We start from the raw sequence: 14,565 nt of genomic DNA, 5'->3' as shown, positions 1-14,565 counted from the left end.
CCCCCAATGCGGTTGTATTCAAGGAAGAGTATTGATGTCTGGCGAAGAAAAAAATGTTGCTGTCAGCCCACATGTACAGCTCGCGTACGTCGAGATAAATCGCTTTCGTCGATTAGGGGCTATCGAGCTCAAGATTGATCCTCAAACCACTATCTTGGTCGGAGCGAACAACAGCGGGAAGACCTCAATTCTATTGGCCCTGAGGAAATTCTTAGCTGATTCTCCTGCTTTTGGCGCATTTGACTTGAGCGTGGATCAGTGGTCCACGTTACGCAGGCTTGGTGAAGTTTGGGAAGCGCTTGACGAACCACCTGCATCGAGTGATACCAGCCCACAGATCTGGCATCAGTACCTTCAGGATTTTTTGGCGACCATGCCAACGTTAGACCTGTGGTTCAATGCGCAGGCTGGCGCCTACCATGTAGTCAGTCCTTTCCTGCCATCTTTACGATGGGCTGGCGGCGCTGTAGGCGTCCGTTTACGGCTAGAGCCAGCGACTACCATTGATGATCTTCAACAGCTCGCGTGGCGATACCGTGAAGCTCGACAGCTTGTTCGCTCCTTGGATTCTGCTGCAAGGCCATGGCCGACGGATTTGTTGGATTACTGGCTGCGCTTTCCTGGTGATCTCAGCCACGTGATCGCGTATAGGCTAGATCCAGCGAAAGGGCCGTTGTCAGGAAATCCGTCAAGCAAGCCACAGGATCTTTCTCCATACGCGAAACCGATCGAGCGCACGCATCTCTCGTCGTTGATCAAGGTCAATTTTATTGCCGCGCAGCGAGGACTTGGGTCAGAGGAAGCTGATGCACGTCCTGGATCCGACCCGCATCGCGTCGGGCTTTTTTCGAACCAGATGCTGCAATATGCTCGTCGTCATCTGAATAGTTCTACTTCTGGCGCTGGGCATCACCCCGAATTGGTACTGGCGGTAGCCAACGCCCAAGGGGCACTTGATGAAAAAATCAGAACTGCCCTAGAGCCTTCGATCAAGGATGTCAGAAAACTTGGTTACCCAGGTCTTCATGATCCTCAGGAAATTCACTTTCGGACTCGAATTCAGACCGCCGACCTGCTAGACCACAGCACCGCTGTGCAATATCGCCTGGACGGTCAGCCCAATGAGTTTCTTCCCGAGCATGCGATTGGTCTTGGCTACCAGAATCTTCAATCCCTCAGTTACCAATTGGTGTCCTTTCGGGAAACTCGCCTTCGTCCCGAAAAAGGCGCGCCGGCAGCGGTGCATCTTGTCTTAATCGAGGAGCCAGAAGCCCATCTTCATGTTCAGGTTCAGAGGATTTTCCCCAAGAGAGCATTTGAGCTCATCACGCCAAAGGAAATTGCGGACGCTCACCTTTCCAGCCAGATTTTGCTTAGTACTCATTCGAGTCATATGGCCCACTCAGGGAGCTTCAGTCGCCTCCGTTACGTTCGTCGTGTTCGGGCGACCAAGCCTGAAGAAATGCCCAGTGCTGAGGTTATCAACTTGGCAGATACCTTTGGCGCCGACGCAGCTACCCGGATATTTGCGGAGAGATATTTTCAGGTACAACATACTGACCTTCTATTTGCGGACGCCGCTATCTTCGTTGAGGGGACCGCCGAGAGGATGCTTGTTCCGTTTTTCATAGATCGTGATTTTGAGGAATTGAGCAGTCGTTATCTGTCTTTCCTAGGAGTGGGAGGGAGCCATGCTCACCGACTAAAACCATTAGTAGAGCGATTGGGCATACCTACTGTGGTTATCACGGATATTGACCCCGTTAGTGAGTCGAAAAGCGAGAAGGGTAAGACCACCTGGGTCGCGACCGCAATTTCCGATTCGGCAATATTGATGTCGGCAAATGACACGCTTGCTCAATGGCATCCTCAACTAAAGAATTTCTCGGGTTATGCTGAGCTCAAGCTAGATGAGAAGATCTGGACTGGTCATAAGGGTAATCGCGTTTTATTTGCCTGGCAGGTCCCGATTCCAGTTGGCGGTCCATGGCCGAGTTCGTTCGAAGACTCCTTCATCCTAACCAATCTTGAGTGGTTTAAATCCAAAATCGATGAGAAGGGCGCTTTGGGGAGAGCTGCTCGGGAGGCGGAGGAGCATTCCGATCTACAGCTGTTGAACCTGAGTCTGCATAAAATGCTTCGGGGGTCTTTCAAAAAGGGTGATTTTGCTGCGACCCTTTTTGAACAGCTTTCCCTTGGGGCGCCGCTTGCTTGTCCCGGATACATTACTGAGGCACTCGCATGGCTGGAATCAGAGTTGAATCCAGTATCAACGGGGGAGCAGCCATGACGCCTTTAGAGGGAAATGATCGTGATGCGAGTGTTGTCGACGAAGTCACTGCCTACTTGGCCGCCCCCCAGCCTCGAAGTTTCTTTTTGTTTGCGGGTGCCGGTTCCGGTAAAACACGGACGCTTGTTGAGACCCTGCGCCGGCTGACGGGAGTGGAAGCTCACGACGCTGGTACACAGTTTGCTGCTCGGCTGCGATCCCGCGGGCAATCAATCCGTGTAATCACGTATACCAGAAATGCGATATCCGTGATAAACGGTCGTCTTGGCGAGAATGAACTTACTAAGGTGTCCACCATTCATGGGTTTTGCTGGGGGTTGATCGGGGGATTCGATGACGACATTCGAGAAGCGCTGCTTGGCATCAATGCTCAGAATCTTGAAAAGGCAAAAGAGACCGCTGCGCAGCGGCTGAGAGGCCCTACCTCCAAGGATAAACGTATTCTTGAGGACCTCCAGGAAAAAGCCGAAGCCATCAAAGCCATTCCGAGATTTATCTATCATCCAGACCGTAATACCTATGGTGAAGGTGCCCTACAACATGCGCAGATCATTGCAATCACGGAATGGCTGCTTTCGGAGCGCCCTACGCTCAGGCAAATTTTAGCGGATCGACATCCGGTAATTCTTATCGACGAATCTCAAGATACGATGAAGGGAATGCTTGGTGCCCTAATGAAAGTAGCGGAAGAAACGTCGACAAGATTGGCTCTGGGCTTTCTTGGGGACCACCGCCAGCGGATTTATGCTGATGGTCACCAGGATTTACCCGGCTTGATCCCCGAAGCGTGGGCACGTCCTGCATTGCAGATGAATCACCGTAGCCAGAAGCGAATCGTGGAGTTGATCAATCACATCTGGGAAACCGAGATGGATGGCCGGACGCAACCGGTGGTAGGCGTGAAGCAACATTCACGAATAGAAAAAAATGCAGGCACCGTACGGATTTTCATCGGTAACACAGCCCAGTCGGCCGACGCAAAGATTGCCGGCGAAGCTCGATGCGCTCAGGCAATGACTGAGATTTCAGGCCATCGCGAATGGGGTAGTCCAAGTAAGGGCTTTCAGATTTTAGCTTTGGAGCACAGACTTGCCGCCCGTCGTGGGGGATTTCTTGAAGTCTTCAATGCACTATTGCTTATAGATCCCGACTCCACTGCTCCGCAAGGCAGTGGTGAGAATACAGGGCCTGCTGCGGTGCGGGTACTCCTACGTGAAGTCACGGCATTGGCTGCTTGCTTCGATGGGCGATCTGATGTGGATGAGTTCTTAGTGATGGAGGTGTTGCACCGATTTGATCGACTAAGTCGGTTATCAATCGATACCGATCTTCAAAAAGAGCAGCTTGCGAAGATGAACATTGCGGTCAAGGAATTTGCAGAGTTATGTGCAAAGACGGATGCGACCGTCAGGCAAATCCTCGAGCCAATTATTAGTGCCGGTCTATTCGATGTTGACGATCGTCTTGCTAAGGCGTTTCAAGATATCGAGCCGCCTCCCGAAGTTTTTGGTCGTGGCGTCCCAGAGTCTTCTGAAGACAGAAAGCTACGAGGCTGGCATGCTTTGTTCAAAGCGCGCTGGAGTGAAGTCGGGAGATACAAAAATTATCTTGAGGGAAACTCCAACCTATCTACTCATCAAGTAGTTAAGGGCTCAGAGTTTGAGCATGTCCTAGTTGTCATGGATGATCAGGAAGCAGGCGGCTTTCTGTTTTCTTATGACAAAATATTCGGAGCAGAGGGTTTAAGCGAAACTGATGAAAATAATGTAGAGCAAAAAAGGGAGACGTCCATCGATCGCACGTTGCGCTTGCTCTACGTCACTTGTAGTCGCGCACGTGAAAGCCTGGCTTTAGTGCTCTGGTCTTCAAGCCCGGAGTTGGCGCTGGCAAAAATAAAAACAAGTGGCTGGTTCGCGGAGTCGGAGATTAACGTTGTCCCAGACGAATTTTCGGGTGTCAAAAGCTCAGAGATAGTAGAGCGCTCGGATCCTGCAGGCCTTATACTTTATCGGTCTATCTGCGAGCCAGATCGCGAAGGCCTGAGCTGGAAGCAGGTTTGGGAAGAGCGTGACCGAGGACTGATTAACTGCTGGGAAATTGGCCGCCGACTTGCTCGGAGAGACCCGCAGTTGGCGGAGCAGTGTAGGGCCGGTGTTCTCCCCGTATTGAACTGGAAAGGCGGCGCTTCTCGAACGTTGAAGAAAATGCGAAAGTTCGGTTCATTACGGTACTTGGCACAGTGGCAGGGAATTCGCGGCGATGATTTGAGCGTCAACCTAAATGCAGAGATCTCTTTGACGTGTACCGAAACCGGCACAGTTGTCACCTATACCTCGGATTGGAGCAAACTGGCAAGTCAACCCAGCGGCCAAGAAGAGGGATAGTCAGGTCTTTGAGATCGATTGGGATAGGTGGGCACCACATTACCTCCGGCTTCTTGGACAGGTGAATCTGGAGAAAGGCCTGGAAGGTATTCATTGATGAAAGAATCTTGAGGCCTCGGGATTGGGGGCAGGAGCAAGGATGGCCCAGTCAAAGAAAATAAAGGTCATGCTGTCCAGTCGTTGTAACGACCGCTTTCCCGCTGACAGCGATCAAACACTCAGCAGTATTCGAGAGCAGATTAAGCGTGAGATAGAAGGCACCGAGCTGTTTGGCAAGCAGGTGTTTGAGGTTTGGATTAACGAAGATGCACCTCCTTCGGATGGTATGCAGGACAGTTGGGACGCCTGTTTACAGGCAGTCAGAGATTGCGATGTGCTGCTGGTGTTGTCCAATGGAAACGCCGGCTGGGCGAGTGGTGACGGCGACATCGGTATCTGCCATGCGGAGTACATGGAGGGGCTTGCCACCACGCGCGGCAAGGTGCGCTTCATCGCGATGCCCACGATCCCTGTAGGCGATGGCCGGGGAGCGGAGGCTGCACGTAACCAGCGCTTCCAGGACTTTATTGAACAGCAGACACCCTTCAGGGGTGGAACGGTCTCAACCGTTGAGCAGTTGCGTACCCGCGTTCGCGAGGCGCTTTTCGATGCGTTGGTTGTGCTGACCCAGCGGGGGGTAACCGCTGCAGCTTCGAGTCGATTCGATATGGGCCAGGCGCTCGATTGGACGCGGATGGACTTTCGGCAGCGGAAGCGAGCAATGGAAACGGTGTTACTACAGGCGCTCAATGGTGGCAAAGCCCCGGTTAGCGAAGCGTTTGCCGTTGTGCCCATTGCTGGGGTGAATATCGCTGTACTGGTCCATGCAATCCCGGCTGCGCTCACGGTTGCCGCTGCGCGTGAGTTGGTGGGTAAACCTTTTCTTCGTGATCATGAACAAGCGGATCTGCTGAAAGACGCGCAAGGCCCCTTGCATTTAATCGCCTGTCATCGTGGCGCTACGCAGACACAGGCCACTGCATTGTTAGGCTTTCCTGATGCCACGGTTGTCAGTGGGCCGTTTGGTGTTTTTGTCGCTGATGAGGTCCAGCAAGTACAGTTTGCTTTCCTGGCCAACTGTCGCGATGCATCGCAAACGCGACACGCGCTCCAGCGATTCAGAGAGTGGTTGGAGCAAACAGGTGAAGCGCAGAGGCTGGCCAAGAGAGCCGCGTCGCGCGCCAAGATTGTCAAGGTGATTGCGGCTGAACTTGAAGGGAGATAACAGGGATGTCTAAAGCACTTTTTACCGTGGGGCCGGTGTTGTCCTTTCGAGGCACCAGCAAAACCGGGCAGTGGCAAGTGACCGCGTTGGTCGGGGTTGCCAGCGGTTCGGCATTCCCGGCGCTGTCCATTGAAGGCCGGGCGTGCCCCGCGCCGAAAGTGTTGCTGGTGCGTGCGAAGGAAACTCTTCTTCGCTATGACCTGAGCTGTGATCAGCAGGCGCAGGAACGCACGGTTCAGTTCGGTGTAGGGCATGAAGGGCCGCAATGGCAGTTCTCCGTTCCCGGTCGAGACTATGCCCCAAGAATGGCCTATGTTTCTTGCAACGGTTTTTCTGACCCTAGCGGAATGCGCAAGCTGGTGCGTCCTGAAAACGCAGTCTGGGCTGATCTGATCAGCAACCATGACAGTGACTTGCGTGCTCCAGGTTACGTGCTGGACAAGGAACAGCTTTGGCACGAAGGGCGAATCCATGACAAGGGGTTGAAGCGGTTTCAATTGCTGCTGATGGGGGGCGATCAGATTTACTTCGACTCGATCTGGGAGGACGTGAAGGCGCTCAAGAAGTGGGTCGGCCTGTCGCGCAAGGAGCAGTTGGCGTTCAAGGTAAGCGCGGCACTGGAGAAGGAGATCGAGTCTTACTATTTTGAGCTCTATGCCAAGCGGTGGCTGCCCGATACACGGCGCCACTGGGGGCACCCCAAGCTGAACCTGGATGCCGCTGACGCGATGGCGCGAATACCTACGGTGATGATGTGGGACGACCACGACATCTTCGACGGTTGGGGGTCCTACAGCCCGGCCATGCAGCATTGTGAGTTGTTCCAGGTGTTGATGCGTCATGCCCGCAAGGCGTTCTGGGTGTTTCAGTTGCAACACGCCCTAGAAGATTTGCCGCCGCTGCAAGCACTCCAGCGTGCCAACGTTTCCCAGCAGGACCCCCAGTATGCGCCGCTGCAATGGAGTGCCTTATTGCAAGGGGATAGATTGGCCTTGCCGCTCCTGGACGATCAGCCGGGCTTCAGTTTCGGTTATCACATGGGGCCGGTATCGCTGTTTGTGGCGGATTTGCGCACTGAGCGATCACGGACCCAGGTACTGGGGGCCGATACCTGGACTGCCATGCAGGCTTGGCTCAACACGCTCCGTGATGGTAAACCTGCTCATCCTGGAAGCAAATGCCAGCACTTGATCTTCATGTCCTCGGTGCCAGTCGCGCATCCCAAGCTGTCGCTGGCTGAAGGGCTGCTCGATACGTTTGGGCAGGATCATGTGCTGGACAGTAACGCTGATGATCTCAAGGATCATTGGTCGCACGGGGATCACGAAGGGGAGCGCAAGCGGCTGCTAGAATCACTGACCCGTATTGCCGAGCAGAGAATGCTGCGGGTGTCCATTGCTTCCGGGGATGTGCATGTCGCGGCGTGGGGCAGTTGCTACCGGCGGGATATTCCGCCGACGTCGAACTGGGCGCAGATTCAGCAGTTTACTTCATCAGGTGTGGTGCACCCATCGCTGATCGGTGTGGCCGAACGACTTTTTCTGCAGTTGCTTAACCATACCGCCAGCAAGGTCCAATCAATCGATGTGCAGCACTGTGTCGAGATGATGTTGTTCCCCGGTTTTAATCGGTATGTGATGCCGGCGCGGAACTGGTTGGCGTTTGAGTTGGACATTGGGGGCGAGACGGGATGCAAGCTGTGGGCAACGTGGCGTTGTGAAACTGAGGCAGGTTTTTCCAACCATCTGCAAGCGGTGCATCCGGCTCAGAAATAGTGGTTCAGCACCAGGACGGGATCAACATTGTTCTGTTTTCACGTGTGCTCGCCATTATTCATTGTCATGAAAGGACAGAGGACGACCCCATCATTAGCAATGGGCCTTTCCCGTCTGGTCTTGCATATATCCCGGATACTCTGGAGGCCCACAAAACCTGCTGTGTCACTTTTGAGGTCGAGCCGCTAGTTATAAACGGCAATATCGTCATCAGGGATTGGCGTTACGAGCAAGACCCCTACGGTGAATGGGACTATTGAGGCCTATGAGTTTATCACCAATGTATAAGCGTCCGGCGAACTCACCTGCGGACCGTAGGGTATTTTCGTCGTTGACCCATGCATAGACGATGACCTTGGACCTTGAGTCGTAGCGAAAGAACAGCCGAAAGCGCCTGTCGATCACGTTCTAGGCCGCGCTCGCGGTAGCCTGACAATAAATCCACACGCTCTCGACTTAACGGGGCACTGTTGCGTCGAGAGCCGTGAAGGCTTCCAGGTGGTCAGCACCTATCGCCACGGGCGGAAAGATACGACACTCAACGCCCGACAGCGCGCCACACCGGCAGGTGCAGGTGCGCATCGCAGCGGTGCCTGGCGTTGAACAAGACCCCATCAGTGGCGCCTGACCTATTGGCGTTAAGTTCAGAAATTGCCCGGATACCAAAAATCATTTGCGAGTCCTGTGGCTACACCGAGGCACAACGTCGCCATTTGCCTGAGCAGCGTTATTGCTGTCCCCGATTCTACTGAACCGAGCCTGTGCCGGTCATTTCAACGTTTGGAAGATCAATGAGTGAAGGCGAGGCGGCAATATGCAAAACTGGGTGCTAGGCTCTGTGTGAAGGCCTTGATACTCGGTGACGCTGTGATGAAAAGAGCCTCGGAATGCTCATGCTCATGCTCAATGCGTAAACTCCACTTCCTCGGCTGTTTTCGCCTTCCTTGACCTTCGTCTCAAGACTTTTCACACTGTGCCTAAACCTTATTGGGGAGAGCGGAGTAACGCTTCTCTCGGAAAGAGCGAAAAACACGCAGCGTACTGGTAGATTTGGAAGCAGAGATGAGATCGTACGAGTTAATTAAAGATCTGGAACGGAAGCTGTCTCTTTATGAGCGCGATAATCCACCCAGTCGACAAATTTTTAACGAAAAGCATCAACGGGTTGCCGAACTGATTGCTGCGTCCGAGATTTACCCACCTTTATTGAATCGTGGAACGGTAAAAGAGTTATTGGAGCGAAGGCTAGGCTGGCCTACCGAAGACGGGGGCGAGTTATTTCTGGCCTACGCCATTGATATTGAGGCGCTGGAGGCCGTTAGAGCAATCAGCTTTCCGAATGGTTATCTCAAGGTTTTGGCCTCGATGGAGGTGGCATCAGACATGCCATCGAAATTGAGAGCCCAACTCAATGCGCTTCAGTTCTTGCGTGATGTACAGATCGGATGGGAAGGATTACTGGCCCCTAAATTACAAATCACCTACAGCGCGCTCAATTCTCATGACCTAGTGCTGCTGGAACCGTATCTGAAGCGTCGGGGTGAATACGCTTTACTTTCAATAGACACGCGCGAAGTGGAGAGTGTTGGGTCGCAAGTCTGGGAGCTCTTGAGAGCATCAAATACTGTAGACGAAGCGTTCGCGACCTACACTCTGAAAATGAGGTTGGTGACGGGGTGGAACTTCATTTTTGACTTGGACTTTGATAGGCCTGAAATCGATAAGGAAGAATTCCTGAAAGCAGGTGTTGATTATGTATTGAGTGACCAATCCCTGAATGACGACTGGACCGTATGTGCCGTAGATGTGGTACTTGGCCAGCGCGGCGTACGACAAATTGCCAGCGGTGACGGAGCAGGTCGACGCAAACATCCCGATCAATTGGATCTGGGGTTGATCAAAGGTCTGATGGATCCTGCAGGCGAAGATGACTCTCTATATGAAAAGGCTCAATGGTGGGGCAACAGCACGCGATGGGGAAATCATAGTGGTGGAGGGTTAAGTGGAAGTCTAGTTGCTACTATCATTCGAAGCGAGAATAACTGGTACGGTGAAGATAGTAGCTTTCCTTTGACCAAAAAGCTGCTTGAGTGTGCGCCAAAGCTGCCAAGGCTGATTGGGATGTTGCTTGAGTCTGCAATAGAACAAAAATATTTGTGCATGCTGCTTTCGTTTTTTCCAACTAATCATATTGGTCTGATCGAGGTGTATTGGAGTATACGGCGGATCCGTCAGCTGAATTCTTCAAAGATTGCCTATGACAAGATTTGGAAGAATCTTCTGTGGGCGCAAGCGTTAGATATATACGTTGGGTCCTATTCCGGCTATTTCAGCGCTGCGCAAGTTATGAGTGGGTTAGAACATTTAGCTGAAGCTATTGCATGGCTTGTAGAGGGGGAGTTGGGCGGCTCTTCGCATGGGAAGTCTATTGATGATACTTGTTTGCCCGCCCTCAATAAAGCGATCATGGCCATTAAATATGTGGATGTCTCGGGTTCGCAGGTTCAACTGTTCCCACTTAACATTGAGTCGTTTGTAGGGGTTGTCAAGTCTCGTCTGGAAAAAAGAGGTACAAAGCCTGGCCAAATTCCGCTAGGCGAGTGGATTGCTCTTTTTTGGATGTTGAAAGCAACTTCAGGTATGCGGGATAACAAAGCGTCTGCGCTTAAATCTGTTTCCATCCAGTTGGCAAGGAGTTACTTGGCGGTTTTGAATGCTTTGATTAAGAAGAAGTGTAGCGAGCGTGAGGCTCCTGTCGCTTTCGATGAACTTGATTGGGTCTGTTTGTATCGCAACTTGTCAAAAGTTCAACGGGTGAAGCTGATTTATGTGTTCGAAGACCTGTCTACAGATGGTGTGAGCGGTGATTCCAATAGGTTGAGAAGTTTTATCTCGGGTGTCAGAATGCATCTGAGGTTGCTGCTGACGCTGCATGCTGCCGGAGCGGAGTTGGAGAGTGTATGCGATAGTGAGGGTGAGATAGTTTCAATAGTTGAAAAATTTGGCTTTGGCGGTGGCCGGTACTCGGGCGCACTGGATTACTTCGTAGATAACTCTGAATACAGTCCAATTAGAGTGTGGCAACAGATCTGCGTGGCTTCCAATCTATTTAACGATAGCATGTTTGACCGTTTGGTTACGCTAATTTCTAGCGAGCACGTTCCACTGACGGCGATATATACATTGCTTGAAAGAGTAGACGCGCCGAGGCGGAAAGCGCTGATCGAATCGAAGATATCCGTTAGAGGGATCGCTTCCGAAAAACTTCATTGGATGCCGCAGATTTACGAGTTGATTACTAAGGCAGCAAATCATGGTCAACACGAAATGGCAAGCTATTACATTGAGTATGCGAGGAAGAGTAGCCATGGATCGCATGGCGAGCGCTTGAATGGTTTGTCCGCGCAAATTAAGCTCAAAGAGGTCTTTGATGACGTAAGTCTGTCTGCTGTCGAACGATTCGAAAAATTGAAGGCGTTTAGGCGCAGCGATGATATGCATTTACCAGAAGTCGAGCATTACTGCGAATACCTGCTAGCGACTGCTGAGATAGAAGTTGATGCGTCAAGTGCGCTTCGGCGTTTTGAGCGTATGTCGCTCCGGCCAAGAGCTATCAGGGAGATGAGTGGGCTTGTTAGAGCGGCCCTCGAAAAAGCAAAAGTCGACGCTAATATCGAGTGGTACTTGTACTGTGATCGATGGGTTTGTGCCTATGAAAACCTTAAGCTGTCCTCGCTAGAGGATATGGATCTTTATTATATTCTAAAGCTAAGTTTGCAAGTGCTTAATATGGAGGTGTTCGAAAGGTTCTGGAGTGTAGCCTCCATTAAACAGCAGGATAACGTAGAAATCTCATTGTTAAGATGTGAGTATCTAAAGTGTGTCGGGCGTACCGGTGAAGCGTTTGACCGCATGAGGCGTGTGCGAAGCCTTCATAAGAACCTACCGGATGAAATAGAAAAAATGGCTTCGATTTTTGAGGGTGAGTTATCTGAAAGAAGTACGGTTGCTCTGAGCATTGATGGACTTTTTTCATCGGGTAGCGATCCGCTAAGCGTATGGCGTAACATTTGCAATATGCAGGCCGTTGATCAGGTGAAGGTTTTTAGTGATAGTGCCAGTACTCTAGATGAATATCTGCTTGATGTGATTGACCACATTGGGTTGGAGTTGCTGTTGCGACGCATGCATTTGAGGCGTTCATATAAAATGGCGTCGTCCAATATTAGTCCTCTCGCAAAAGAGAACTCAATCAATGACTGGCTCGTCTCATTGCTGCGCCAACGCATGAACTTCGCTGGATGGACGGTTCGCGACCAGTCCCGTAGCGGCAGTTCTGCGTCAGGTGATGACGTCGGAGAAGTAGACGCCTGGATAATGGATAAAGGCGACAGATATATAGCCCTTATTGAAGCCTTTAGGCTGAAAGCGATTGAGCGGAACGTTATTCGCGAGCACATGAACAAGATTCATCTTTATAACTCGGTTGGTTGTAGTACCGTGCTTATTGTTGTCTATGTTGCTGCTGCTAATTTTGCGAGTTTGTCCGACAGGTATTGTAAGTTTATCCAAGGTCTTTCTTATGATGGGTTTGAGCGGGGGGCTCATTTTTCGCTTGTAAGGATTTTGACTCGAAGTAGTCCTCATATTCGTTACTACAAAGAGGTGCGGCTATTGAATCAGGTTCCGGTCACGTTTTATCACCAGTTATTGAATCTGCAGTCTTGACAATTTGCGATGCTGAAGTACTGGCATACCAATGTTTTGGTGTCGCGGAATTGATTACCCACCTGATTAAACCCGGCTCTGTACGAAATTCCGAAAAACCAACCGCCGCGCCACGAACGCTGAGGTTTTGTAGAATCCCACGCCATCGATGGAGTCTCCCTAACTTGTTCCATGCGGTGTTTGCGACATCTTTCTTCGCACAGAGCCTAGGGAATGTATAAACGTAGACGAGCAGTGAGTGGGCCGCTCCATCTGAAGGGAAGCGGTGCCCACTGGCAAGCTCATTGAGGGTTTCAAGGCGCTTTGGAGGGCTTCGCGGCGCCTGCCTTAGTCGCGGCCTTTGCTTTTTTCGTCTTAGTTGATGCAACTGACGCAGGTGAAATTTTCTCGATCAGCTCTTTGCCGATCTTCATACCCGTGCGACGCAGTCGATCACAGGCTGCCATGAAGCTCACTTTGCTGAAGAATGGGATTCCCAAAGAGCCGCCTTTATAGGGCGGCCGCATGATTCCGTACACTACTGTGTAGTCACTACGATTGAAGTCAGATTTTCGCCCGTCCGGGAGTGACTTCAAAAATGCGCTTCCACCCTTGGTCTTCGCGACGGTGTCCTTCAGCTTCGTGCGGAATTTGCTATCTGCCACGAAGGCCTCAGCACTGACCACACCTTGCATCCACAGGTGGCTTATGGGCCCTGATGATCCGCCATCTTTCAAATGGATGAACATCTTGTCGTTTGAGTAGAAGTCACAAGGCTCAAGGTTGCCCGAAGTGACACCCTCGGGATTGATTTTGGTACGGTCTAGCTTGATCAGGTCGGGACGCTTGGCAGTGATGTTCGCAATCAGCTCCTCTTCGTTCAGACATGAGGTTCGACCGATGATGCTGAAATCCGGAATGCTATCGAAATGTTTTTCGACCAGATCTTTGAAGGTTGCGGAAATTTCGTACCATTTTCCTGCAAATAGCACGTAGTGCGTCCGCGTCGGCTTGGTTAGCGTGCACTCCCAGTTCAGGCAGTCATAAACCTTCCAGCCAATCGGTTCGCCAGACTTTTGGCTCACGGAGCGGACCCGGTGCGAGGACTTCATGACCTCCATCGTTTGAGTGCAGGTCAGCCGATTTAGCTCGTCCACGTAATCGGTGATGGATAGCTTGGTGAACTCGCACTTGCGGCTACCAAAACCGGTGTACCCCAGTTCTGCGCCCTCTTGGTAATCAAGGATCTCTGGAGGGGACATGTGCAATAGGCTGTTGGCGCCTCCGCGGATCGCACGAATCTCGCTATAGAGCTGCCGATCCAAGATCTTCAACCGCTCAGAACTGGTCTCCTCCCTGACGTTGTCAAACCAGGCGTAATCGCGTTTGTAGGCGATTGACTTATAAGCCTTCAGAATTTCCGCGCACTTGTCGTGAAACTCGGACGGAGCCAGCGGGGCGTCTAGGCTTAGCGCGTCTTTGCCGGCAACAAACTTGGCAAATCCATCGTCACTGGGCTGACCGCCCGCCACCCTGGCCAGGTCTCGTAGTGTGTCCATACCAAACTGACTGAAATCCGAGAGTTTGCTGGCTTGTATCCGCTTCTGAAATGTCACCGCGTCTGGAGTTGCGAGATCAAGGCTAAGCAAGCTACCTCGCGGCACAGTGTTGAGCGCCACCTTCAGTCCAAATTGGTGAACGAAGGCATCTTCCTCCAGCGCGAGGTGGGCATAGCCAAAACAAAGGGCCATGCAGCGGTTTTCTACGTACAAAAAGAGGATGGCTGCAGAACCGCTGGAGTGCAGGCTTCCAAGAGGGTCTGAGATGTGGGGCTCGAGCAGGGCCAGCCATTCAGGAGTTCGGTCATACACCTGGCCGTAGTAGAGGATGCCTTCTCCGCCACCCTCCCAGTCCTGCCCCTTCAACTCCTTAGCGCCGCTTGGCCCATATTTCGGGCTGAGGCCATCCTCTGGATCTAGGTTCGGCTTCAGTAGCCGCACCGTGATTGAGTTGACGCTAATCCTGCTCATTACCACCCCTTAGCAAATGACCAATCCAGACATATTTGGATCCGATTTTTGCTTACAGTGATATCAAATTGCAATGAGTGCCGATATTCTGGTGGCTAGGCGGCAGTGACTAGGA

General features: G+C 51.8%; 6 protein-coding genes and 1 pseudogene. 5 read left to right on the top strand and 2 right to left on the bottom strand.

Features of this window, described 5'->3' with window-relative positions:
• Positions 1-34: 34 nt before the first annotated feature.
• The 4 genes from IAE38_RS01765 (at position 35) to IAE38_RS01745 (ending at position 7,713) form a co-directional block, all read left to right on the top strand.
• On the top strand, positions 35-2,290 hold the full coding sequence (locus IAE38_RS01765) for an AAA family ATPase (protein WP_201215487.1): 2,256 nt from the start codon (positions 35-37) through the stop codon (positions 2,288-2,290).
• On the top strand, positions 2,287-4,674 hold the full coding sequence (locus tag IAE38_RS24205) for a UvrD-helicase domain-containing protein (RefSeq protein ID WP_442968249.1): 2,388 nt from the start codon (positions 2,287-2,289) through the stop codon (positions 4,672-4,674). The genes IAE38_RS01765 and IAE38_RS24205 overlap by 4 nt, the downstream gene beginning before the upstream one ends.
• A 139-nt stretch (positions 4,675-4,813) precedes the next feature.
• Positions 4,814-5,938: a DUF4062 domain-containing protein gene (locus IAE38_RS01750; protein ID WP_201215485.1), complete on the top strand. Its 1,125-nt coding sequence runs from the start codon at positions 4,814-4,816 to the stop codon at positions 5,936-5,938.
• Positions 5,939-5,943: 5 nt separating this feature from the next.
• On the top strand, positions 5,944-7,713 hold the full coding sequence (locus tag IAE38_RS01745) for an alkaline phosphatase family protein (RefSeq protein ID WP_201215483.1): 1,770 nt from the start codon (positions 5,944-5,946) through the stop codon (positions 7,711-7,713).
• 210 nt (positions 7,714-7,923) lie between these two features.
• Here the strand turns inward: IAE38_RS01745 and IAE38_RS01740 are convergent.
• A pseudogene (locus IAE38_RS01740) lies at positions 7,924-8,115 on the bottom strand (type II toxin-antitoxin system YhaV family toxin); the annotation flags it as partial.
• Positions 8,116-8,775: 660 nt separating this feature from the next.
• Between IAE38_RS01740 and IAE38_RS01735 the strand changes: the two are divergent.
• Positions 8,776-12,441: a hypothetical protein gene (locus IAE38_RS01735; RefSeq protein WP_201215480.1), complete on the top strand. Its 3,666-nt coding sequence runs from the start codon at positions 8,776-8,778 to the stop codon at positions 12,439-12,441.
• A 293-nt stretch (positions 12,442-12,734) separates the two neighbouring features.
• Here the strand turns inward: IAE38_RS01735 and IAE38_RS01730 are convergent, their stop codons facing one another.
• Positions 12,735-14,450: a DUF6119 family protein gene (locus tag IAE38_RS01730; RefSeq protein WP_201215478.1), complete on the bottom strand. Its 1,716-nt coding sequence runs from the start codon at positions 14,448-14,450 to the stop codon at positions 12,735-12,737.
• Positions 14,451-14,565 lie beyond the last annotated feature (115 nt).

The organism is Pseudomonas sp. S32 (assembly GCF_016648095.1).
Classification (GTDB): Bacteria; Pseudomonadota; Gammaproteobacteria; order Pseudomonadales; family Pseudomonadaceae; genus Aquipseudomonas; species Aquipseudomonas parafulva.
Note: the sequence above shows the minus strand (reverse complement) of the source record. Positions and strands in the feature narration are given on the sequence as shown.

Coding starts and splice junctions, on each gene's coding strand:
- IAE38_RS01765 (WP_201215487.1), top strand. CDS start 35: ATGTCTGGCGAAGAAAAAAATGTTGCTGTCAGCCCACATGTACAGCTC.
- IAE38_RS24205 (WP_442968249.1), top strand. CDS start 2,287: ATGACGCCTTTAGAGGGAAATGATCGTGATGCGAGTGTTGTCGACGAA.
- IAE38_RS01750 (WP_201215485.1), top strand. CDS start 4,814: ATGGCCCAGTCAAAGAAAATAAAGGTCATGCTGTCCAGTCGTTGTAAC.
- IAE38_RS01745 (WP_201215483.1), top strand. CDS start 5,944: ATGTCTAAAGCACTTTTTACCGTGGGGCCGGTGTTGTCCTTTCGAGGC.
- IAE38_RS01735 (WP_201215480.1), top strand. CDS start 8,776: ATGAGATCGTACGAGTTAATTAAAGATCTGGAACGGAAGCTGTCTCTT.
- IAE38_RS01730 (WP_201215478.1), bottom strand. CDS start 14,450: ATGAGCAGGATTAGCGTCAACTCAATCACGGTGCGGCTACTGAAGCCG.